Raw genomic sequence first — 21,751 nt, forward strand, 5'->3', positions numbered from 1 at the left:
CCCCTCGGGGTCAATGGCTCTGGCGCTTGGCAGCATCGGCCTTTGTGTCGATGCTCGGCTGGACAGACATGCCGGGACGCAGATCTCCGGCGGCAATGCTATCGGCGTCGAGAACGATCTTCACCGGGATGCGCTGGACGACCTTGGTGAAGTTGCCGGTGGCATTGTCGGGCGGCAGCAACGCAAATTCCTGGCCGCTTGCCGGAGCAAGGCTGTCGACGTGGCCGTGATAGACCCTGCCCGGGAACATATCGACGTCGATATCGACCTGTTGTCCTGGACGGACGTCGGTCAGCTGCGTTTCCTTGTAGTTGGCGATGACATAGGCAGCCGTAGTCGGCACGACCGACATCAGTTGCGTGCCCGCCTGGACATACTGGCCGACGCGGAGCGTGCGATTTCCCACAACGCCGTCGACGGGAGCGACAATGGTTGCATAGGAGAGATTGAGTTCGGCTTGATGCTGGACAGCCTGACTATGGGCAAGCGTCGCGCTGGCTTGGGCCACTTCCGCCTTCAGCAAATCGACCTGCTTCGTCGCTCCTTCGAGAGAGGCGTTGTCGCGAACAATCGCGGCCTTGGCAGAGGCGATCTGAGATGCGGCCTGCTGGGCGGTCTGAACGGAGGCAAAGCCGTTGGTGGCCAGTCCGGCGTAGCGTTTGTCGTTCTGCTCGGCAAACGTCTCATTGGCGCGATCGACGTCGACCGTCGCTCGGGCCGCGGCGATCGTCGATTGTTGGATGTCCAGGGAAGCCTGCTTGGCCTGGACGGTGGCCTCTGCTGCAGCGACATCGGCCTTGGCCTGGTCGAGAGCGGCCACATAGTCGCGGTCGTCTATACGGGCGAGCGGCTGGCCGGCCTTGACAGTTTCATTGTCGCCGACGAGCGCTGCTGCGATATAGCCTGAAACCTTCGGCGCAATGGAGCTGCTGTCGGCTTTCACATAGGCATCATCCGTCGAGATCTCGAAACGGCCGACGGTCCAGTATTCGTGACCATAGTACGCGCCTGCGGCAATCAGGGCGATGGCAGTCGCACCCAAAAGCAACGAACGACCGCCGCGCTTGCGGATAGGTGTTTCGCCAGCAGCCGTCGCCGGAAGGGCTTCGGCGATTTTCGCCGGCTTGGCCGCTTCCAGGGTCGGCGTGGCGACGGGCTGAATTTCAACCTTCGCGGCCGGAGCAGAATTGTTGTTCAGGGCATGCAGCTTGGTCATTGTGGTCTCCTGGTGCCGGTCGCCGTCGTTGGCGCCGCGGCCTCTGAATGCGTAAATGCTATTTTGGAAACTTGCTGTTTTCTAAAATATGCCTTATAAAGCGAATGTCAATATGAATTTGGAAAATCATCATGGTCGAAATTACGAAAATTGAGACGCGGTCGCGTGGACGGCCGCAGGTCCGCTGCGACGACGACACCAAAAGCGTCATCATCGAGGCTGCGAACGATCAATTTCGGGAACGCGGCTACGCTGCCGCCAGTATTAGCGTGATCGCGCAGAATGCCGGCGTTTCGACCAAAACACTCTACCGGCTGTTTCCGGCCAAGGCCGATCTCTTTTCCAGCGTAATCTCGGAAAAGATCGGGCGTTTCTTTCTGGCGCTGGACCAGGGCATGCTTGCAACAATGGGTCTGCGCGAGGGGTTGGAGCGCATACTGACTGCCTACGGCATGCTGACCCTTTCAGACGAAACCGTTCGCATGACGCGGCTGGTCGTGGGCGAGTCCGATCGGTTCCCCGAGATGGCCACCGCCTTTTACGAGCGTGCGATTATTCCGACCAACAGGGTGATGGAAGATTGGTTGCGTCGTCAATGCGAACGCGGGCTGATCGAGCTTGAGGACCCGCACGAGGCATGCGGCATGCTGCGTGGAATGATGATCATGGAGCCGCAGCGCGCAGCAACCCTGGGCCAGAAGCCCGCGCCGGGAACCGAGGAGATCAGAGCCCGGGCAACAATGTGCGCAGGCCTGTTCCTCAAGGGCTGCACTCTTTGAATTCCTCGCCGGCATGCCGGAATGGCGTCGCCTCAGGCCTGATCGCTATTCATTGACCAGCGCTAGGATCAGCTGCTGAATCTTGCCGCCCTTGCTCATCTCGGCGTGATCGAAATCGATGTTTTGCTTTTGACGAAAGTCCGATATCTCGGAGAGCCGTCTTGTCAGCTCGATCCGAATCTTCTGGCATTTCGGATCATCGGGAACGGACAGGCCAGCCGTCGCCATCTCGATCTTCTTCACCATGTCCTTGATGAAGCCGCCATGCACATGCTCATGGTCCCGTACGCCGGCTATGAATGTCCGCCAACGCTTCTCTGTGGAGGCCGGTAGCTGCTCGGTCGGCTTGGGAAGCGTGTAGGTGATGACGAGATTGGGCCGCACGGAGACCAGCGTGCAGATATCGCCTTCAGTCTCGTATTTTCTCGACCATGTCAGCTTGAAATTGGTATGCGCGATGACCCGGAGACCTTTGCCGATCTCAGGCCCTCGCTCGCCGATGGACGCATAGAGCTCAGCACCGGATTTCCCAGCGATCGAATAGTTCTGGACCTTTTCAACCGCCTGCCATTCTGCACGTGCGGCACTCGGCAATGATGTGAAAGCGCTGAGCAGCAAGCAAAATCCGACGACTATTTTCACGCGAATCCTCGACGATCATTGCTTTATTCGACAGACAACTAGATGGGACAGACACCGTCTTCAATCGGCCATGTGCAGATACGGTCGCTTATTTCCAAACTCCGCAAGTCGTAACTCTGGACAGCAAAAAGCCGGGCGGATGCATTGGCACCCGCCCGGCCAGGTCTATCTTTACTTCGACTGCCAGCTCTTGACGAGCTCGTCGTAGTTGATGGTGACCGGCTTTTCCTTCTCGTCCGCGATCTTCAGCTGAGGAGCGAGGTTGCCTTTCTTGACAGCATCTGCGTTCCAGTAGGCCAGATCGTGCTCATCGGCGAGCTTGGGTCCGATGTCACCCTGGATGCCGGCGCGTTCGATACGCTGAAGCACCTTCTCCTGTTCGGCGCACAGCGAGTCCATCGCACCTTGAGCATCCTTCGCACCGGCGGCGGCGTCGCCAACGGCTTGCCACCACAGCTGCGCAAGCTTCGGATAGTCCGGAACGTTGGTGCCTGTCGGCGACCACTGCACGCGGGCCGGCGAGCGATAGAACTCGATAAGACCCCCGAGCTTCGGAGCGCGTTCGGTGAAGCTCTTGTCGCGGATGGTGGATTCGCGGATGAAGGTGAGACCGACCTGGCTCTTCTTCACGTCGACGGTTTTCGACGTCACGAACTGCGCATAGAGCCATGCGGCCTTGGCGCGGTCGACAGGCGTCGACTTCATCAGCGTCCAGGAGCCCACGTCCTGATAGCCGAGCTTCATGCCGTCCTTCCAGTAGACACCATGCGGCGACGGTGCCATGCGCCATTTCGGCGTGCCGTCGTCATTCATGACAGGCAGGCCGGGCTTGACCATGTCGGCGGTGAAGGCGGTGTACCAGAAGATCTGCTGAGCGACGTTGCCCTGCGCGGGAACTGGACCGCTTTCGGAGAAGGTCATGCCCTGGGCTTCCGGCGGTGCATAGGCCTTGATCCAGTCGAGATATTTCTGGATCGAATAGACGGCGGCCGGCCCGTTGGTATCGCCGCCGCGAGCAACGCAAGATCCGACCGGACGGGAATTGTCGTCAACCTTGATGCCCCATTCGTCGACGGGAAGGCCGTTTGGCAGTCCCTTGTCACCGTTGCCGGCCATCGAGAGCCAGGCGTCAGTGAACCGCCAGCCGAGCGACGGATCCTTCTTGCCGTAGTCCATATGGCCGAAGACCTTCTTGCCGTTTACATCGCGGCCGGAGAAGAACTGGGCAATATCTTCATAAGCAGACCAGTTGACCGGAACGCCGAGCTCGTAGCCGTATTTCGCCTTGAAGTCGGCCTTGTTCTTCGCGTCATTAAACCAGTCATAACGGAACCAGTAGAGGTTCGCGAACTGCTGGTCAGGAAGCTGGTAGAGCTTCTTGTCAGGAGCCGTGGTGAACGAAGTCCCAATAAAGTCTTTGAGGTCGAGCCCCGGATTGGTGACATCCTTGCCTTCACCAGCCATCCAGTCGGTCAGGTTGCGGACCTGCTTGTAGCGCCAATGCGTTCCGATCAGATCGGAATCGTTGACCCAGCCGTCATAGAGATTCTGGCCAGTCTGCATCTGCGTCTGGATCTTCTCGACGACATCTCCCTCCTGGATGACGTCGTGCGTGACCTTGATGCCGGTGATGGCGGTAAAGGCAGGCGCTAGAACCTGCGATTCATACTGGTGAGTCGTCAGGGTTTCGGAGACGACCTTGATTTCCATTCCGTTGAAGGGCTTGGCCGCGTCAACGAACCATTGCATTTCCTTTTCCTGCTCAGCGCGGGAAAGGGTCGAAACGCCGCCTATCTCCTTGTCGAGAAAGGTTTTGGCCTCGTCCATACCGGCATAAGCCGAGCCTGAAAGAGCAAGCAGTGTCACTGCCGTTGTCGTCAATAGATGCCTTCGCATATTATCCTCCCAAAGGTTTGCGATTGCAGTCCTCACGTTCCAGGCGGCCAGTCCTACCCCGGCCATCTGTATCAACTTGCATCACACATAACGAAATACGCCGACGGCGTAGATTACGGAGATGGCAAGAGCCCACCACAGGTTGGGTCCACCCAGACCCAGCCATGCAAGATGAATGAAAGCCGCTCCAAGCAGCGATACGAACAGCCGGTCGCCGCGCGTCGTCTCAAAGCGGAGAATGCCGACGCGGGGATTGCCGCCAGGCGAAAGATATTCCCAGACGCCCATGCCAAGGATCAAAGTGAGAATGACGACGAAGAAGATGGCGGTCGGCCAGGTCCAGGCCATCCATGTAAAATCGAGGTTCATGCTCACACCCTCCCCAGGGCGAAGCCCTTGGCGATGTAGTTTCGGACGAAGTAGATGACGAGCGCGCCGGGAATGAGCGTCAACACGCCGGCAGCCGCCAGAAGCCCCCAATCCATGCCGGACGCCGACACCGTACGGGTCATCGTTGCCGCGATCGGTTTGGCGTCGGTCGTCGTCAGTGTCCTTGCCAAAAGCAGCTCGACCCAGGAGAACATGAAGCAGAAGAAGGCCGCGACGCCGATGCCGCTGGCGATCATCGGGACGAAGATCTTCAGGAAGAACCGCGGGAACGAATAGCCGTCGATATAGGCCGTCTCGTCGATTTCCTTCGGCACACCCGACATGAAGCCTTCAAGGATCCATACCGCCAGCGGCACATTGAACAGGCAATGCGCCAGCGCCACGGCGATATGCGTGTCGATCAGGCCGAAGGCGGAATAGAGCTGGAAGAATGGCAAGGCGAAGACCGCCGGCGGCGCCATCCGGTTCGTCAGCAGCCAGAAGAACAGATGCTTGTCGCCGAGGAAGCGATAGCGCGAAAAGGCATAGGCCGCCGGCAGCGCCGCGCATACCGAGATCACCATGTTCATGACGACATAGATGATCGAGTTGATGTAGCCGGAGTACCAAGCCTTTTCGGTGAAGATGATGTAGTAGTTTCGAAGCGTCGGCGCATGCGGGTAGATCGTCAGCGAGTTGACGATCTCGTCGTTGGTCTTGAAGCTCATATTGATGAGCCAATAGATCGGCAGGAGCAGAATGATGATGTAGATCGTCGGGATCAGCCAGCGGAACCGCGATTCTTCCCGGTTCAGACGGCGGACGTCGTTTCTCGGCATCTCATGCGCGGAATCTGCGGATCTTGCTTGACCGTTCATCGTTTCCCGCTCCGCATTCGTGGTTCCCTGGCTGACAGACATGATTTCAGCCCTCCGCGTCGTAGGTCGTCATGACGGTGTAGAACACCCATGACAAAAGCAGGATGATGAGGAAGTAGACCAGCGACATCGCCGCCGCCGGACCGAGGTCAAATTGACCGAGGGCCGTCTTGACGAGGTCGATCGACAGGAAGGTCGTCGAATTGCCTGGCCCGCCGCCGGTGACAACAAACGGCTCCGTGTAGATCATGAAACTGTCCATGAACCGCAGGAGAACCGCGATCAGCAGCACGCGCTTCATCTTGGGAAGCTGGATGTAGCGGAAAACGGACCAGCCGGAGGCGCCGTCGATCTTCGCAGCCTGATAGTAGGCATCGGGGATGGATACTAGGCCGGCGTAGCAGAGCAGCACGACGAGGCTCGTCCAGTGCCACACATCCATCACGATGACGGTGATCCACGCATCGAGCGGATGCTGGACATAGTTGTAGTCGATGCCCAGCGCGTTGACATAGTAGCCAAGCAGCCCGATGTCGTTTCTGCCAAATACCTGCCAGATCGTGCCGACGACATTCCACGGAATCAATAGCGGCAGCGCCATGAACACCAGGCAGAACGGGACTCCCAGTCCCTTCTTCGGCATGTTCAACGCGATAAAAATGCCAAGCGGTACTTCGATCAGAAGAATAATGGCCGAAAATACCAGATTGCGCCCCATGGAGGCCCAGAAGCGCGGCGAAGCGAGCAACTGGGTGAACCATTCGGTCCCTGCCCAGAAGAACTGATTGTTGCCGAACGTATCCTGCATCGAGTAGTTGACCACCGTCATCAAGGGAATGACGGCCGAGAAGGCAACCAGCAGCAGCACCGGCAGCACTAGAAACCACGCCTTGTTGTTCCATGTCTTGTCCATGGCTCAGGCCTCCCTGCCGACGCGCCAGCTATCGGCATAGATGCCAATCGCTGTTGGTTCGAAAGTGACGCGCGCCTCGCTTGGGATTTCGGCGTCTTCCGACGTGACGATCGCGAGCGGCTGACCGGCGAATTGCGCCCGGACGATCTTCAGCCTGCCAATATCCTCGACCTTGATGACGGTGATCGGCATGCCTTCGCGACCGATCCGGATGAACTCCGGGCGGATTCCCAATTCGGTCTTGGTCGCGCCCGTGGTCTTCGGCGCGTAGTCTAGCGTCAGGGTTTCGCCGCCCATCCGAACCGCATTTCCTTCGACCCTGGCTGGCATAAAATTCATGCCCGGGGAACCGATGAAATAGCCGACGAAGGTATGGCTCGGGCGCTCGAAAAGCTCGGCGGGCGTCCCGATCTGGACGATCTCTCCGTCGTACATGACAACCACCTTGTCGGCGAAGGTCAGGGCCTCGGTCTGGTCATGGGTGACGTAGACCATGGTAAAGCCGAACTGCTTGTGCAGGCGCTTGAGCTGCGATCGCAAAACCCATTTCATGTGCGGATCGATGACCGTCAGCGGTTCGTCGAAGAGAATGGCGTTGACGTCCGAGCGCACAAGACCGCGCCCGAGAGAGATCTTCTGTTTCTGGTCGGCGGTAAGCCCCCGCGCCCGACGGTTGGCCCAGCCCGAAAGATCGATCATCTCGAGGATTTCGCGGACACGCCGATCGACTTCCGGCTCCGCGACACCGCGATTGCGCAGCGGAAAGGCGAGATTGTCGTAGACGGTCATCGTGTCGTAGATGACCGGAAACTGGAACACCTGCGCAATGTTGCGCTGCTGGGTCGACAGATCGGTGACGTCCTTGCCGTCGAATAGGATGCGGCCATGCGACGGCTGGACAAGGCCGGAAATGATGTTCAACAGGGTTGTCTTGCCACAGCCGGACGGGCCGAGCAGCGCATAGGCGCCGCCGTCGTTCCATTCGTGATCGACTTCCCTCAGCGCGTAGTCCTTCTCCGATTTCGGGTTGGGACCGTAGGCGTGCCGGATATGATCGAGGGTGATGCGTGCCATGGTGTTCCCTCTATGCCCGCTGTCCTGAAGTCACGATGGCACCGCCATCCGTACCGAACGCCATCAGATGTCGCGTGTCGACGAAGACGTCGATTTCCGTGTCGGGATCAATGTCGTGAATGCCATGCGCCAGCATGACCCAACGGACGCCTGCATTGTCGAGATGCACGAAGCTCTCGGAACCGGTAATTTCCGACACAAGCGACCTTATCCGCAGTTTCGCGGCATTGCCCGTTTGCGGGGAAAGGCCGAGATGGTGGGGATGGAAGGCGATCGTGATCGGCCCGTCGCCTATGCCGGTCATATGGGCCGGAACAGGAAAGACAGGCTTGCCGTCCCGATTGAAACTGCCGTCCAGCTTGGTGACATCGAGCAGGTTCAGCGGCGGATCGGCGAAGGTCTTTGCTGTGAGAAGATCGCCCGGATTGCGGTAGATATCGATCGTCGGTCCAAACTGAGTGATGCGGCCCGCGCTCAACGTCGCGGTGTTTCCGCCAAGCAGCAGAGCCTCGGATGGTTCCGTGGTCGCATAGACGAAGATCGCACCGGAGGCGGCAAAGATTTTCGGCAGCTCCTGGCGCAATTCCTCGCGCAGCTTGTAGTCGAGGTTTGCCAACGGCTCGTCGAGAAGAACCAGGCTAGCGTTCTTGACCAGAGCGCGGGCAAGAGCGGTGCGTTGCTGCTGGCCGCCGGAGAGATTGAGCGGCGTGCGGTCGAGAAAGGGCGTCAGCTTCAGCAACTCGGCGGCCTTGCGCACCTCGCGGTCGATGGTGGCCGCATCCCTTCCGGAAATTCGCATCGGCGAGGCGATATTTTCGTAGACGGTCAGCGCCGGATAATTGATGAACTGCTGGTAGACCATGGCAATCTGGCGTTTCTGCACCGGAACCCCGGTGACGTCTGCACCATCGAAATGCACCGTTCCGCTGGTCGGCTTGTCGAGGCCGGCCATCAGCCGCATGAGCGACGTCTTGCCCGACAGCGTCGGACCCAGCAGGACATTCAGCGTTCCTCGCTCCAAGATAAGATTGGTCGGGTGAATGTGATATTCACCGCTGACTACCTTGGCAGCATTCCTCAATTCGAGCATTCCAGTCTGCACCTCCTCAACACACAGAACCACATATCGCCAGCGCCAGGCTTCTCAGCCTACCACCGCGGCGATGCATTCCCTTGACATGCTTGTTTCGCTTGGCGACAGACCGAGACCCCTCCGGTCATGCCCCGTGACATGCGCCACAGGTCCGCGGTCGGCCTTGACCGCTTTGCAGGCGATCCCATGGCCGTTGCTCCCACTGCCGACAGCAAAAATATCGTAGACCCCGTCGCTCACTCGTCTCTCCCCCCGGAGTTCCTCTTTTTCGCATTGACCCAAACAAAAGCCGAAACGAAAGCCAGACAAGTTAAAATGAAATTCAATCGAATGTCAAAAGAATGTCACTCGGTATTGGAAAGTTTATTTTTCGCGCTCCGAAATATCTGCCTCCGACTTTCCTACTGCATGGAATACTCGCATCGCGCGAGCCACGCCTTGCCGTCAAGGAACCAGCGCGGGCGCTCGCAAATGGGCACTTTCCCGAGGTACCAGACATTCTGAACAGGCGGTACGCACGCCGATCGCAGACTGCTGAGCTCCCCGACATTCTGTCAGGTCCGCCGTCCGAAACCGGAGCTATGAATGCCAGGATGAATATACAGCCGTGAGGGCCAGCGCGGCAACTTTACTTCGAGTAAAGCGCCCTTGAGCGTTCCAGATGCCTCAAGACCGACGCTTCCGCGCCTTCGACATCGTGTTCGGCAATAGAATCCAAGATCTCTTTGTGTTCGACCAGCGTGAATTTTTCCTTGCCGGTCCAGATCAGCATCTCGGTGTGATACTGTTTCAGCCACGCCAGCATTGCCTCGCTCACGGCTACATAGAGCGGATTGCCGGAAATCTGCGCTATGCGGGTGTGAAACTGCATGTCAGCGGCTATAAATTCGTCTGCATGGCCGAGAAAGCCGTGCTGTTCCTCAAGAATCCTCTGAAGATCCTCGATATCCTGGGCGTTCGCTTTCGCCGCTGCCTCGCGAGCCATTCCCCTTTCGAAGAAGATGCGCGCGCTTTTCAGATGCTCGAGCGAGTCTGCCGACTGCGACAGCATGATCTTCGCGGTCAGGTCGACCTGTCGAAACAGCGATCTCGCCGTCAATTCAAGAACCTTGGCGCGTTCGCCGTGGGAGATGACGACGAGACCCATGCTGGCCAGCGACTGCATGGCCTCGCGAATGGCCGGCCTGCCGACACCGAACCGTTCCATCAGGACGCGTTCCGACGGCATTTCGTCGCCCGGTCTTAATTCACCCGACGTGATCAAGCGCTCCAACCGGTCAAAAACCTGGTCGGACAGTTTTCGACGCACAATCGGTTCGATCGGTTGGCTCATGGTCTCTCGCTGGCTCAAGGCATTTCCCCTTTATGCATCTTCGAACCCGCCGACGAAAGCCACTCTTTTGCCGCGCGGCAGAGATGTCACGGGAAAAACCTGTTGCAAAATCGGGATACTCATTATACCAGATGATGAGTTGGCGCCATGGTGATTTTTCTGGCGAGAGGAGCAACTGGTTTCCGCGATGATGATCACCCTGACATACCGCATCGAGACATCCGGCAGCGTCGAGGCGATGGCCGCCAAGATTGCAAGCGACCAGTCGACCGGTACCTTCGTTGCCGTTCCCGGCGAGACGGAGGAACTGAAGGCCCGCGTCGCGGCGCGCGTGCTTGCAATCCGTCCGCTTGACGACGCCGAGCACCCGACATGGCCGGAACTGGCTGAGGGCCATGGCCCGATCCGCCGCGCCGACACGGATATTGCTTTTCCGCTGGATGCCATAGGCACCGATCTGTCAGCGCTGATGACCATTGCGATCGGCGGTGTCTTCTCGATCAAGGGCATGACCGGCATTCGCATCGTCGACATGAAGCTGCCGGATGCGTTTCGCGAGGCCCATCCCGGACCGCAATTCGGCATTGCCGGCAGCCGCCGTCTCACCAACGTGCATGACCGGCCGATCATCGGGACAATCGTAAAGCCGGCGGTCGGGCTAAGGCCGACCGAAACGGCAGGTCTCGTCGGTGAACTGGTCCAGTCCGGCGTCGATTTCATCAAGGACGACGAGAAGCTAATGAGCCCGGTTTATTCGCCGCTCAGGCAGCGCGTCGCGGCAATCATGCCGCTGATCCTCGATCAGGAGCAGAAGACCGGCAAGAAGGTCATGTATGCCTTCGGCATTTCGCACGCCGATCCCGACGAGATCATGCGAAACCATGATCTTGTTCTCAAGGCCGGTGGCAACTGCGCCGTCGTCAACATCAATTCGATCGGCATGGGTGGCGTCACTTTCCTGCGCAAGCGCTCTGGCCTCGTGTTGCATGCCCACCGCAACGGCTGGGATCTGCTGACCCGCAGCCCAGGGGCCGGCATGGACTTCAAGGTCTGGCAACAATTCTGGCGGCTGATCGGCGTTGATCAGTTTCAGATCAACGGCATCCGCGTGAAATATTGGGAGCCGGACGAGAGCTTTGTCGAATCCTTCAAGGCCGTCAGCACGCCTCTGTTTGACCCCGCCGACTGCCCCCTCCCGGTCGCCGGCTCCGGTCAATGGGGTGGCCAGGCGCCGGAGACCTATCAGCTTACAGGCCGCACGACCGACCTCCTCTATCTCTGTGGCGGCGGCATCGTCAGCCATCCGGGTGGCCCGACCGCTGGCGTCCGTGCCGTGCAGCAGGCTTGGCAGGCCGCCGTGGCCGACATCCCGCTGGAAACCTACGCCAAGGATCATCCAGAGCTTGCCGCCTCTATCCGTAAATTCGGAAACGGCAGGGAAGCGTGACCGACATGGCTGATCGCAACCTGCTCCTAAGCTACTATGGCGACGACTTCACCGGATCGACCGACGTGATGGAAGCACTCGCTTCAAATGGCGTCCCGACGGTACTGTTCATGGATATACCCGACGAGGCTCTTCTGGCACGTTTCGCCGACTGTCGGGCAATCGGCATTGCCGGCACCAGCCGCAGCGAAACGCCGCAATGGATGGACGAACATCTTTTGCCTGATATCGACTGGCTGAAGAGCCTCGGCGCCGATATCTGCCACTACAAGGTCTGCTCGACGTTCGATTCCAGCCCCGGAATTGGCAATATCGGCAAAGCAATCGAGATCGGCAGGCAAACCTTCGGCCAGGAAATGGTGCCGGTCATTGTCGGTGCGCCGCAGCTGAAGCGCTACACGGCATTCGGCAATCTATTCGCCGCCTATCAGGGCGCCATCTACCGCATCGACCGGCATCCGGTCATGAGCCGCCACCCGGTAACGCCGATGGCCGAGGCAGATCTTGCCATTCACCTCTCATACCAGACGACACTTGGCATCGCAGTCGCGGATCTCGCCTTGCTCAGCGCCGATGATGCCGACGCGCGCATCGATGCATTGGCCAAAGAGCGCGATGGAATATTGCTTCTCGACGTCGACAGCACTGAATCCCAGGCCCGGGCAGGTCGACAGCTCTGGCGGTTGCGTCAACCGGGCGGATGGTTCGTTGCTGGTTCCTCCGGCGTCGAATATGCCCTGCTGGCCGCTTGGCGGGCCGGGGGCCTCAGCGGGGGCAAGATCGCGTTCCCTCTGCCGGGCAAGGTCGATCGCCTTGCGGTCGTCTCCGGGAGTGTCTCGCCGACGACCGAGCGCCAGATCCGCCATGCGACCGAAAATGGCTTTGGCGGCATCGGTGTCGATCCTCTTTCGCTCGTCGGTAAAGACGGCGAACAGGCAATCGAACGCGCCATCGCCGCCGGGCTGCGGATCCTGAAAAACGGTCACAGCGTCGTTCTTCATACGGCGCTTGGGCCATCGGCTGATCGCGGCGACGACATCGACCGGATGCCCGGCGCCCGCCATCGCCTCGGACGCGCGCTCGGAACGATCCTTCGGCGACTTGTCGAAGCCGAGAACCTCGGCCGCGCCGTCATCGCCGGCGGCGACACGTCAAGTCACGCGCTCAAGGAATTGCATGTGCAGGCGTTGACGACGCTTCTGCCATTGCCGCGGACACCCGGCTCGCCGCTTTGCACCGCCCACGGCACCTATCCCGCCACCAACGGGCTGCAGATCGCATTGAAAGGCGGGCAGGTCGGAACCGACAGCTATTTCTCACAGATTCGCGACGGACTTCCGGCATAGGCCGGGAGCCTCCGATCGCCGCCGTGAAAGCGAGCGCGCGAAGGCCGCTAACGTCATGTGGAATACTCATTGACTCATTATACCAGTTGCGATACCACAGTTGAAAACTGACAGGGGTTTGGGAAACATGGTTGCGATTGCACTCTTCGGCGCCGGCGGCAAAATGGGTTACCGGCTCGCCAAGAATCTGAAAGGGTCGCGTTTCGACGTGCGTCATGTCGAAGTCAGCGATGCCGGCAAGCAGCGGCTGAAGGCTGACCTCGATCTTTCCTGCCTCGACGCCGACACGGCGCTTTTGGGCGCCGACGTGGTCATCCTGGCGGTTCCGGATACCGCAATCGGCAAGGTTGCCGCTGGCATTTCCGAGAAGCTGAAGGCGGGGACGATGGTGATCGCGCTCGACGCTGCGGCTCCGTTTGCAGGTCATCTTCCGAACCGCGACGACCTTACTTATTTCGTTACCCATCCCTGCCACCCGCCGATCTTCAACGACGAGACGGAGATGGCCGCGAAGAAGGACCATTTCGGCGGCCTGTTCGCCAAGCAGCATATTGTTTCCGCCCTGATGCAAGGCCCCGAAGACGCCTACGCACTCGGCGAGGAAATCGCCAGGGTCATCTGGGCTCCCGTCATGCGTTCGCACCGCGTCACCGTCGATCAGATGGCGATGCTGGAACCGGGCCTCTCCGAAACGGTCTGTGCTTCGCTGCTCGTCGTCATGCGCCAGGCCATGGACGAATGCGTGTCACGCGGTGTGCCAGCCGAGGCGGCCCGCGACTTCCTGCTCGGCCACATGAATGTGCTTGGCGCCGTGATCTTCAAGGAAGTCGACGGCGTGTTCTCGGATGCTTGCAACAAGGCGATCGAGTTCGGCATCCCTGCGCTGATGCGAGACGACTGGAAAAAAGTTTTCGAACCCGCGGAGATCGCCGAAAGCATTCGGCGCATCACCTGAGCACCCGGAGAGCATTCCGCTCTTCTATCCGTCGGTCCCGCCGGGAACGGGGCTGATTTTTCATCTGGGAGGAACATATGAAACTGACCCGTACCCTTAAACTCGCGGCCTTCGCCGGCGCTCTCGCGCTTGGCACGGCCATGCCGGCTTTCTCGGCCGACCTGCTTGCCATCATCACGCCTGCTCATGACAATCCATTCTTCAAGGCTGAAGCCGCTGGCGCCGAAGCCAAGGCAAAGGAACTCGGCTACGAAGTGCTGAGTGTGTCACACGACGACGACGCCAACAAGCAATCCGAGCTGATCGACACCGCCATCGGTCGCGGCGCCAAGGCCATCATCCTCGACAATGCCGGCGCCGACGCAACCGTTGCTGCGGTCAAGAAGGCCAAGGACGCGGGCATCCCCTCTTTCCTTATCGACCGCGAAATCAACCAGACCGGCGTCGCCGTCGCGCAGATCGTCTCGAACAACTACCAAGGTGCCCAGCTCGGCGCGCAGGAATTCGTCAAGCTGATGGGCGAAAAAGGCAACTATGTCGAGCTCGTCGGCAAGGAATCCGACACCAATGCCGGCATCCGTTCACAGGGTTATCATGACGTCATCGACGACTATCCGGACCTGAAGAGCGTTGCCAAGCAGTCGGCCAACTGGAGCCAGACGGAAGCCTATGCGAAGATGGAAACCATCCTGCAGGCCAACCCGAATATTCAGGGCGTGATTTCGGGCAACGACACCATGGCAATGGGTGCGATCGCGGCTCTCCAGGCTGCCGGCCGCAAGGATGTCATCGTCGTCGGCTTCGACGGTTCGAACGACGTGCGCGACTCGATAAAGGCCGGCGGCATCAAGGCGACCGTACTGCAGCCCGCCTACGCTCAGGCGCAGATGGCGGTGACCCAGGCCGACGCCTATATCAAGACAAAGGCATCTCCGAAGGACGAAAAGCAGCTCATGGACTGCGTGCTGGTCAACGCCGCCAATGCCGACAAGCTGGAGACCTTCGCGCTGAAGAACTGATCTCTCGCGGATCCGACATCAACGGAGAGCAAGGACAGGCCTTGCTCTCCGTCCTATATTGTTCAATGCCGATGAAGTGCAGGGTGGAGATGCCGATGGAGAGGATGAAGGGCGCGTTGCTGATGGCGATGCTGGCCGCCGCGGTATTGCCCGGCTGCAAGATCGTCAAGACGCCGACCGCCGAAGAGAAGGCCGCCGAGACCGCAAAGACAGCCTTCAATCCTGCCGACAAAGTCGAAGCCATCTGGCAATCCCAGGCCGTTCCCTCGATCGAAAAGCGAGCCGGCGACTTCAAACAGGTCCTGTCGCTGATAGCAGCCGATCCCGACGACGCCGGCGCTAAATTCGGCCACCGTGAAAAGGAGGGCAACGCGCCCTGGACCTACGTCGTCAAGTTCAACGGCGAGATCGTTGCGGCCGACACCCAATCGCGCGCTGCAACCATAGACGTGGACATCGATGGCGACGGGAAAGCTGATGCCAAGGTGCAGATCGGCCCCGCTCTGCGCGGCACAGCGCTGCGCGACAGTCTCGATTTCGTCAATTTCAACGCGTTCAAAAACCAGATCGAATGGGCCCAGTTTGGCAAGGCATTCAACGAAAAGGTCAACGCCACGCTTTTGCAGTCTCTGCCACGCGATGGCTTGACCGGCAAGACCGTCAAAGTCAGTGGCGCTTTCCCGACGCCATCCTCCGGCCAACTGCCGCTCGTCACCCCGGCAACAATTGCCATAGGACAATAGCGATGTCGGAGACACAAAACGACCCGGTGAACGACGATATCGTCCTCAGGCTCGAGGAGGTGTCGAAGGTCTATTCCGGCATCGTCGCGGTCAAGCGGGCGAACCTCGAATTGCACCGCGGCGCCGTCAACGTGCTGGTCGGCGAGAATGGCGCCGGCAAGTCGACGCTAATGAAGATCATTGCCGGCGTCGAGCGTCCGACGCTTGGCCGCATCATCCTTGACGGCAGCCCGATCACCTTCGACAGTCCCGCCGACGCCCAGGCTCACGGCATCGGCATGATCTTCCAGGAGCTCAATCTCTTTTCCAATCTGACGGTCGCCGAAAATATCTTTGCAACGCGGGAGATCACCCGCGGCATCTTCGGCATCGACCACAAGGCACAGGTGGCCAAGGCCAACCAGTTCCTGAAAAAGCTTGATGCCGGCATCAGCGCCGAGACGATGGTGGAAGACCTGCCGATCGGCCAGCAGCAGCTCGTCGAGATCGCCAAGGCGATTTCACTAAATGCCCGCATCCTCATCATGGACGAACCGACTTCCGCGCTGTCGGCGGCGGAAGTGGATATCCTCTTCAAGGTCATCGCCGAGCTCAGAGCCGAAGGAGTGGCAATCGTCTATATCTCCCACCGCCTCGAGGAACTGATGCGGATCGGCGACTACATTACCGTCTTGCGCGACGGCCAGATCACGGGCCAGGCGATGGTCAAGGACATCGACATGAAGTGGATCGTCCGTTCGATGATCGGGTCCGACGCTAAGGATTTCGCCAAGGCCGAAGAGCACGCGATCGGCAGGGAGGCCTTCCGCGCCGAGGCCATCAGCCTGCCAAGACCGACGGGCGGTCTTGCTGTCGACCACGTTTCCCTGTCAGTGCGGGCCGGCGAAATCCTCGGCATCTACGGGCTGATGGGCGCCGGCCGCAGCGAGTTCTTCGAAGCGATCATGGGCCGGCACATGCACTCGACCGGAAAGATATTCATAGACGGCGAGGAAGTCCGCGAACGCGATACCACCCGGCGCATCCGCCGCGGCCTCGCGCTTATCCCTGAGGATCGCCAGCGCGAAGGACTGGTGCAGGTCTTGTCCATCGCCAGCAACCTGACACTTGCGAGCCTCGGCCGCTTTGCGCGCTTCTTTCACATCGACGCCGGCGCCGAAAAGGCGGCGGTCCACGACATCATCCGCGACCTGTCTATCAAGGCGCCGAACCCGGATTTCGAGGTGACGTCGATGTCTGGCGGCAACCAGCAGAAGGTGGTGATCGGCAAGGCGCTGATGACCAGTCCCAAGGTGCTTTTGATGGATGAGCCGAGCCGCGGCATCGACGTCGGCGCCAAGGCCGACGTCTTCCGCACCATGCGTCGTCTGGCGAGCGAAGGCCTCGCCATCCTGTTTTCGACCTCCGACCTCGAGGAGGTCATGGCCCTTTCCGACCGTATCGCGGTGCTCAGCAACGGACAACTCGTCGCCGTCTTCGATCGTGGCAAGGCCACGGAAGAAGCCATCATCGCGGCCTCGGCCAAGGGACACGGACATACAAGGAAACTCGCATCATGACGGCGGACGCCTCACCTACGACAGCGGCAAAACGATCGAACGGCTCGGTGCTGCTGACACTGATGAAGCTTCGTACCTTCATCGCGCTTTTCGCGGTCATCATTTTCTTCGCCTTCGCAGCCCCGAACTTCACGTCGACAGCCAACGTCATTTTGATGTCGAAGCATGTGGCGCTCAATGCCTTCCTGGCGATGGGCATGACCTTCGTCATCATCACTGGCGGTATTGATCTCTCGGTGGGCTCGATCGTTGGCCTGTGCGGCATGGTGGCCGGCGCGCTCATCCTGCATGGTGTCGAGCTGCCGATCGGCTACACCGTGTATTTCAATCTGTTCGAGATCGTGCTGATTACGCTTGCCGTCGGCATCGCCATAGGCTTCATCAACGGATTGCTGATCACGAAGCTGAACGTCGCGCCGTTTATCGCCACGCTTGGAACGCTTTATGTCGCTCGCGGCCTGGCACTGCTCTCCTCAGACGGGCAAACCTTCCCGAACCTCGTCGGCCGTCCGGAATTTTCGACGACGGGTTTCGATTTCTTCGGCGCCGGTCGCATCATCGGTCTGCCGGTCTCGATTTGGATCCTCATCGTCCTTGCTTTGCTCGCCGCCTATGTCGCCCGCTCGACGCCGATCGGCCGCCATATCTTCGCCGTCGGTGGCAACGAACGCGCGGCCCGTATGTCCGGCATCCGCGTCGATACGGTGAAAATGTTCGTCTATATGTTCTCGGGCCTCTGTGCCGCGATCGTCGGCATCGTCATCTCTTCGGAGTTGATGGCCGCTCATCCGGCAACCGGCGAAAGCTTCGAGCTCAACGCAATTGCCGCAGCCGTTCTCGGCGGCACCTCGATGTCGGGCGGCCGCGGCACGATCGGCGGCACCATCGTCGGCGCCTTCGTCATCGGCATCCTGTCCGACGGCCTGGTAATGATGGGTGTGTCCTCGTTCTGGCAGATGGTCATCAAGGGACTGGTCATCATCATCGCCGTCGTGGTCGACCAGGCGCAGCGCCGCCTGCAGCAACGCGTAACCTTGATGCAAATGGCAAAGGCGGGCTGAGATATGGCAAATTTAACAGGTGCGCTGATCGGTTGCGGCTTCTTCGCCGTCAACCAGATGCATGGTTGGAGCGATGTGAAAGGCGCCACCATCGTGGCGATCTGCGACCGCGATCCGCAACGGCTGAAGATCGTCGGCGACCAGTTCGGCATCGAGCGCCGGTACAGCGACACGGCGGCACTCTTTGCCGATGGCGGTTTTGATTTCGTCGATATTGCGACCACGGTGCAAAGCCACCGGACGCTGGTAGAGATGGCGGCAGGCCACAAGGTGCCGGCCATTTGCCAGAAGCCGTTCGCCCAGACCCTCTCCGACGCCAAGGCCATGGTCGCGGCATGCCGCAACGCCGGCGTACCGCTGATGGTGCATGAAAACTTCCGCTGGCAGACCCCGATCCAGGCGGTTCGCAAGGTGCTCGACAACGGCGCGATCGGTACGCCGTTCTGGGGTCGGCTGTCCTTCCGCTCCGGCTATGACGTGTTCTCCGGGCAGCCCTATCTCGCCGAGGGCGAGCGTTTCATCATCGAGGATCTCGGCATCCATACATTGGATATCGCCCGCTTCCTGCTTGGCGATGTCAAATCGCTGACCGCTCGCACCAAGCGGGTAAATCCCGCCATCAAGGGCGAGGATGTTGCCACCATTTTGCTTGACCACGAAAGCGGCATGACCTCGATCGTTGATGTCAGCTATGCGACAAAGCTGGCCGTCGAACCCTTTCCCGAGACGCTCGTCGAGATTGACGGCAGCGAAGGCACGATCCGATTGTCTCAAGGATACCGCCTCGAGGTCACGAACGGCAACGGCACCGAGATCATCGACGTATCGCCGACCCTGCTCCCCTGGGCATCGCGGCCCTGGCACAACATCCAGGAGAGTGTCTTTGCCATCCAGCAGCATTGGACTGATCGGCTGATGTCCGGCGGTGAAACGTCAACCTCCGGCGCCGACAATCTGAAGACGTTCGCTCTGGTCGAGGCTGGCTATGAAAGTGCTTCCACCGGCCGGAGCATCGACATCGGAGTTTTGCTCAAATGACAGGCGGGGAAGATGTGCAACGCCGAAACTTCGCGCTCTACGGCACTGACAAGACCGAGGCGCCGCCGCGCCGCCTGACGGCCGGACGATTGACGGCAGACCTTGTCGGCGGCAATCTGCGTAGCATCGCCTATGAAGGTGTCGAGGTGCTGCGCGGCGTTTTTTTCCTCGTCCGCGATCGGGACTGGGGCACGTACGATCCGACGATCGAGGGACTGACGGTAGAGCAGCAGGCCGAGGGTTTCGCCGTCAGCTACCGCGCGCTTTGCGCTGGCCCTGATGGAACCGATCTCGCCGTTGCCGCTCGAATTTCGGCCGATGCAGGCGGCCGATTGATCTTCGAGGCGGAGGTCCTGTCGCAAAGTGGCTTCGAGACCAATCGATGCGGTTTCTGTATCCTGCATCCGATTGTCGACCTGGCGGGCTCGGCGGCAACGATCGAGCATGTCGACGGCAAGATCGAGCTGACGGCGCTGCCCGACCTGATCGAACCCTGGCAGCCCTTCAAGGCCATGCGAGCCATCGCCCACACAGTTCTATCCGACGTCACGGCGGAATGCCGGATGGAAGGCGACATCTTTGAAATGGAAGACCAGCGCAACTGGTCGGATGCCTCCTACAAGACCTACGTCCGCCCCTTGGCGCTTCCCTGGCCATATTGGATCGCCGCCGGCGAAACGATGAAGCAACGGATTACGCTGACCATCCATGACCGCCGGCCATCCGCCGGCTCCACGCCCGTGCGCGTCGGCGTAGAACCGGTCCGGTTGAGCCGTGGTAGCCGGCGCGGCACGATGCCTGGTATCGGCGTGACAATCACGCCGGAAGAGGTCAAGGCAACGCTTGCGTCCCGCTGGCGGATCGCCCATATCGGCGTCCAGGAACTGCTTTTTCACTTCGATCCACTGGCCGGCCATGACGCTGCGGCAATTGCCGATTTCGCCGCGATCGCGCTCGGCCATAAAGGCACCTCGACACTCGAGATCGCCGTTTCCTGCTTGCGCCCGCTCGACGACGAGATGAACGAGATCGCGGCGATGATGCGTGGGGCCGGTTTCAGACCGAATGCCGTGGTCGTCTCACCCTCTGTTGACCGGCAGTCGACACCCCCCGGCAGCACCTGGCCGGAATGCCCGCGGCTTGAAGATGTCTATGCGGCAGCGCGCGCAGCGTTCGCCGATGCGCGCCTCGGCGGCGGCATGTTGAGCTACTTCACGGAGCTCAACCGCAAGCGCGTTCCGCCACAAGCGCTCGATTTCATCACCCATTGTACAAACCCGATCGTACACGCAGCCGATGACCTGAGTGTCATGCAGACGCTCGAAGCCCTGCCCTTCATCACCCGGTCGGTGCGTGAGATCTACGGAGACAAACCCTATCGCATCGGCCCCTCGACCATCCCGATGCGGCAGAACCCCTATGGCAGCCGAACCATGGACAACCCCGATGGCTCCCGCACTCCAATGGCGAATATCGATCCACGGCACAACGGTCTGTTTGCCGCGGCTTTTGCGCTCGGATACGCCGCCCGTGTCGTTCAGGCTGACCTCGACCGGCTGACGCTGTCGGCTTTGACCGGCCCTTTCGGCCTGATCGCGGCTACCGGCGAGCCTGTAGCAGAAGGCCGCATGCGGCCACTCTTTCATGTCGTCAAGGCACTGGCAGGATTTGCCGGCGCCGAGTGGCAGGAATGCATATCGTCCGATCCAGCAAAGGTGATGGGAATTTCGGCGCGGAGCGAAGCGGGCGCGGAAATCTTGTTGCTTGCGAACCTCACACCGCAGGAGCAGAGGGTAGATGTCAGCGCTTTCGCCGCTGAAAAGTCGTCACTGTCGATCTACGATCATCGGCTGGTGGAAAAAGCCTCACCCGATTTCCGGGATGATGGAACTCTCCTGCTACCCGCCTTCTCCGTCGCGACCGCGCATGGGAACGGGTAGGCCCGACCTGCCCGGCCGACACCCGACCTTCGGACTTGGATAACGCCATCGAACCCCGTCGCGCTGAAGGGGCACGACAGGGATCTAAGTCACCGGACAACGCCACGCGAATGACGGCTTAGGCAGCGCCAGACGAGCTTCGCATTCGTCGGTTCGCGCGCGCCCAATTGACTGCGTTCGCGGCCGAACCCGGAACCCTTAATGCCGCCGCACCAAACATCGCCATCCTTGTTGCAGCCAGCCTCGATCTCGCGTTGTTGACCGTGTGCCCCAGGTTCTCATTCCGCTGGCCACGTCCCTTGCCCCGCCTGAAAGGCGAGGCAGCGTCGTCGGCCCGCTGATGATGGGCCTGATCCCTCAGCATCCTCTCGCGAACCATGTCCCACATCGTCGAGCAGTTTAGCGCCACATGGCGCCCTTCGCTTTCGGCCGTGTTCACCGTCTGCGTGC

General features: G+C 60.1%; 19 protein-coding genes. 10 read left to right on the forward strand and 9 right to left on the reverse strand.

The annotated features are described in order from the left end of the window. Positions 1–10: 10 nt before the first annotated feature. On the reverse strand, positions 11–1,216 hold the full coding sequence (locus CPY51_RS08600; RefSeq protein ID WP_111159851.1) for an HlyD family secretion protein: 1,206 nt from the start codon (positions 1,214–1,216) through the stop codon (positions 11–13). 131 nt (positions 1,217–1,347) lie between these two features. Between CPY51_RS08600 and CPY51_RS08605 the strand changes: the two genes are divergently transcribed. Continuing rightward, complete coding sequence (locus CPY51_RS08605) at positions 1,348–1,995, forward strand: TetR/AcrR family transcriptional regulator (protein ID WP_111159852.1); 648 nt, start codon at positions 1,348–1,350, stop codon at positions 1,993–1,995. A 45-nt stretch (positions 1,996–2,040) separates the two neighbouring features. Here the strand turns inward: CPY51_RS08605 and CPY51_RS08610 are convergent, their stop codons facing one another. The 8 genes from CPY51_RS08610 to CPY51_RS08650 form a co-directional block, all read right to left on the reverse strand. Further along, positions 2,041–2,637: a DUF922 domain-containing Zn-dependent protease gene (locus CPY51_RS08610; protein ID WP_111159853.1), complete on the reverse strand. Its 597-nt coding sequence runs from the start codon at positions 2,635–2,637 to the stop codon at positions 2,041–2,043. A 171-nt stretch (positions 2,638–2,808) separates the two neighbouring features. After that, entirely contained in the window at positions 2,809–4,533 is a 1,725-nt protein-coding gene (locus CPY51_RS08615; protein ID WP_111159854.1) for an ABC transporter substrate-binding protein, read from the reverse strand. An 81-nt stretch (positions 4,534–4,614) separates the two neighbouring features. Then, positions 4,615–4,902: a DUF2160 domain-containing protein gene (locus tag CPY51_RS08620; RefSeq protein ID WP_111159855.1), complete on the reverse strand. Its 288-nt coding sequence runs from the start codon at positions 4,900–4,902 to the stop codon at positions 4,615–4,617. Between the two features lie 2 nt (positions 4,903–4,904). After that, complete coding sequence (locus CPY51_RS08625) at positions 4,905–5,741, reverse strand: carbohydrate ABC transporter permease (RefSeq protein WP_420820681.1); 837 nt, start codon at positions 5,739–5,741, stop codon at positions 4,905–4,907. Positions 5,742–5,826: 85 nt separating this feature from the next. Further along, positions 5,827–6,693 (reverse strand): carbohydrate ABC transporter permease, encoded by an 867-nt coding sequence (locus CPY51_RS08630; RefSeq protein WP_111159857.1) that lies wholly within the window; start codon positions 6,691–6,693, stop codon positions 5,827–5,829. Positions 6,694–6,696: 3 nt separating this feature from the next. Then, complete coding sequence (locus CPY51_RS08635) at positions 6,697–7,767, reverse strand: ABC transporter ATP-binding protein (RefSeq protein WP_111159858.1); 1,071 nt, start codon at positions 7,765–7,767, stop codon at positions 6,697–6,699. 10 nt (positions 7,768–7,777) lie between these two features. Then, positions 7,778–8,857, reverse strand: coding sequence for an ABC transporter ATP-binding protein (locus tag CPY51_RS08640; protein WP_111159859.1), 1,080 nt, complete (start codon positions 8,855–8,857; stop codon positions 7,778–7,780). A 631-nt stretch (positions 8,858–9,488) separates the two neighbouring features. Next, positions 9,489–10,193, reverse strand: a complete 705-nt coding sequence (locus CPY51_RS08650) for a transcriptional regulator NanR (RefSeq protein WP_111159861.1) — start codon at positions 10,191–10,193, stop codon at positions 9,489–9,491. Positions 10,194–10,380: 187 nt separating this feature from the next. Between CPY51_RS08650 and oiaX the strand changes: the two genes are divergently transcribed. The 9 genes from oiaX to apnL all read left to right on the forward strand — a co-directional run bounded on the left by oiaX (position 10,381) and on the right by apnL (position 21,301). Continuing rightward, positions 10,381–11,640: a 3-oxo-isoapionate-4-phosphate decarboxylase OiaX gene (gene oiaX, locus CPY51_RS08655; protein WP_111159862.1), complete on the forward strand. Its 1,260-nt coding sequence runs from the start codon at positions 10,381–10,383 to the stop codon at positions 11,638–11,640. A gap of 5 nt (positions 11,641–11,645) precedes the next feature. Beyond that, positions 11,646–12,986, forward strand: coding sequence for a four-carbon acid sugar kinase family protein (locus CPY51_RS08660; RefSeq protein WP_111159903.1), 1,341 nt, complete (start codon positions 11,646–11,648; stop codon positions 12,984–12,986). 127 nt (positions 12,987–13,113) lie between these two features. Next, entirely contained in the window at positions 13,114–13,941 is an 828-nt protein-coding gene (locus tag CPY51_RS08665) for a phosphogluconate dehydrogenase C-terminal domain-containing protein (protein ID WP_111159863.1), read from the forward strand. A gap of 77 nt (positions 13,942–14,018) precedes the next feature. Further along, a complete protein-coding gene (locus CPY51_RS08670; protein WP_111159864.1) occupies positions 14,019–14,960 on the forward strand; it encodes a D-ribose ABC transporter substrate-binding protein in 942 nt (313 codons plus the stop codon). Positions 14,961–15,055: 95 nt separating this feature from the next. Continuing rightward, entirely contained in the window at positions 15,056–15,703 is a 648-nt protein-coding gene (locus CPY51_RS08675) for a DUF2291 family protein (protein WP_111159865.1), read from the forward strand. A gap of 2 nt (positions 15,704–15,705) precedes the next feature. Continuing rightward, entirely contained in the window at positions 15,706–17,262 is a 1,557-nt protein-coding gene (locus tag CPY51_RS08680) for a sugar ABC transporter ATP-binding protein (protein ID WP_111159866.1), read from the forward strand. Then, positions 17,259–18,323 (forward strand): ABC transporter permease, encoded by a 1,065-nt coding sequence (locus CPY51_RS08685; RefSeq protein WP_111159867.1) that lies wholly within the window; start codon positions 17,259–17,261, stop codon positions 18,321–18,323. Before CPY51_RS08680 ends, CPY51_RS08685 begins: the two co-directional genes overlap by 4 nt. Before the next feature lie 3 nt (positions 18,324–18,326). Next, entirely contained in the window at positions 18,327–19,361 is a 1,035-nt protein-coding gene (locus CPY51_RS08690) for a Gfo/Idh/MocA family protein (protein ID WP_111159868.1), read from the forward strand. Then, positions 19,358–21,301 (forward strand): D-apionate lactonase, encoded by a 1,944-nt coding sequence (apnL, locus tag CPY51_RS08695; RefSeq protein ID WP_111159869.1) that lies wholly within the window; start codon positions 19,358–19,360, stop codon positions 21,299–21,301. The genes CPY51_RS08690 and apnL overlap by 4 nt, the downstream gene beginning before the upstream one ends. The last annotated feature ends 450 nt before the right edge of the window (positions 21,302–21,751 follow it).

The sequence above is a fragment of the Arminella tubonensis genome, from assembly GCF_003240585.1.
Classification (GTDB): domain Bacteria; phylum Pseudomonadota; class Alphaproteobacteria; order Rhizobiales; family Rhizobiaceae; genus Rhizobium; species Rhizobium tubonense.

Excerpts from the sequence above, each read along its gene's own strand:
- CPY51_RS08650 (WP_111159861.1), bottom strand. The coding sequence starts at position 10,193 with ATGAGCCAACCGATCGAACCGATTGTGCGTCGAAAACTGTCCGACCAG.
- CPY51_RS08605 (WP_111159852.1), top strand. The coding sequence starts at position 1,348 with ATGGTCGAAATTACGAAAATTGAGACGCGGTCGCGTGGACGGCCGCAG.
- CPY51_RS08660 (WP_111159903.1), top strand. The coding sequence starts at position 11,646 with ATGGCTGATCGCAACCTGCTCCTAAGCTACTATGGCGACGACTTCACC.
- CPY51_RS08635 (WP_111159858.1), bottom strand. The coding sequence starts at position 7,767 with ATGGCACGCATCACCCTCGATCATATCCGGCACGCCTACGGTCCCAAC.
- CPY51_RS08640 (WP_111159859.1), bottom strand. The coding sequence starts at position 8,857 with ATGCTCGAATTGAGGAATGCTGCCAAGGTAGTCAGCGGTGAATATCAC.
- oiaX (WP_111159862.1), top strand. The coding sequence starts at position 10,381 with ATGATGATCACCCTGACATACCGCATCGAGACATCCGGCAGCGTCGAG.
- CPY51_RS08615 (WP_111159854.1), bottom strand. The coding sequence starts at position 4,533 with ATGCGAAGGCATCTATTGACGACAACGGCAGTGACACTGCTTGCTCTT.
- CPY51_RS08680 (WP_111159866.1), top strand. The coding sequence starts at position 15,706 with ATGTCGGAGACACAAAACGACCCGGTGAACGACGATATCGTCCTCAGG.
- CPY51_RS08630 (WP_111159857.1), bottom strand. The coding sequence starts at position 6,693 with ATGGACAAGACATGGAACAACAAGGCGTGGTTTCTAGTGCTGCCGGTG.
- apnL (WP_111159869.1), top strand. The coding sequence starts at position 19,358 with ATGACAGGCGGGGAAGATGTGCAACGCCGAAACTTCGCGCTCTACGGC.
- CPY51_RS08620 (WP_111159855.1), bottom strand. The coding sequence starts at position 4,902 with ATGAACCTCGATTTTACATGGATGGCCTGGACCTGGCCGACCGCCATC.
- CPY51_RS08665 (WP_111159863.1), top strand. The coding sequence starts at position 13,114 with ATGGTTGCGATTGCACTCTTCGGCGCCGGCGGCAAAATGGGTTACCGG.
- CPY51_RS08670 (WP_111159864.1), top strand. The coding sequence starts at position 14,019 with ATGAAACTGACCCGTACCCTTAAACTCGCGGCCTTCGCCGGCGCTCTC.
- CPY51_RS08685 (WP_111159867.1), top strand. The coding sequence starts at position 17,259 with ATGACGGCGGACGCCTCACCTACGACAGCGGCAAAACGATCGAACGGC.
- CPY51_RS08690 (WP_111159868.1), top strand. The coding sequence starts at position 18,327 with ATGGCAAATTTAACAGGTGCGCTGATCGGTTGCGGCTTCTTCGCCGTC.
- CPY51_RS08600 (WP_111159851.1), bottom strand. The coding sequence starts at position 1,216 with ATGACCAAGCTGCATGCCCTGAACAACAATTCTGCTCCGGCCGCGAAG.
- CPY51_RS08675 (WP_111159865.1), top strand. The coding sequence starts at position 15,056 with ATGGAGAGGATGAAGGGCGCGTTGCTGATGGCGATGCTGGCCGCCGCG.
- CPY51_RS08625 (WP_420820681.1), bottom strand. The coding sequence starts at position 5,741 with ATGCCGAGAAACGACGTCCGCCGTCTGAACCGGGAAGAATCGCGGTTC.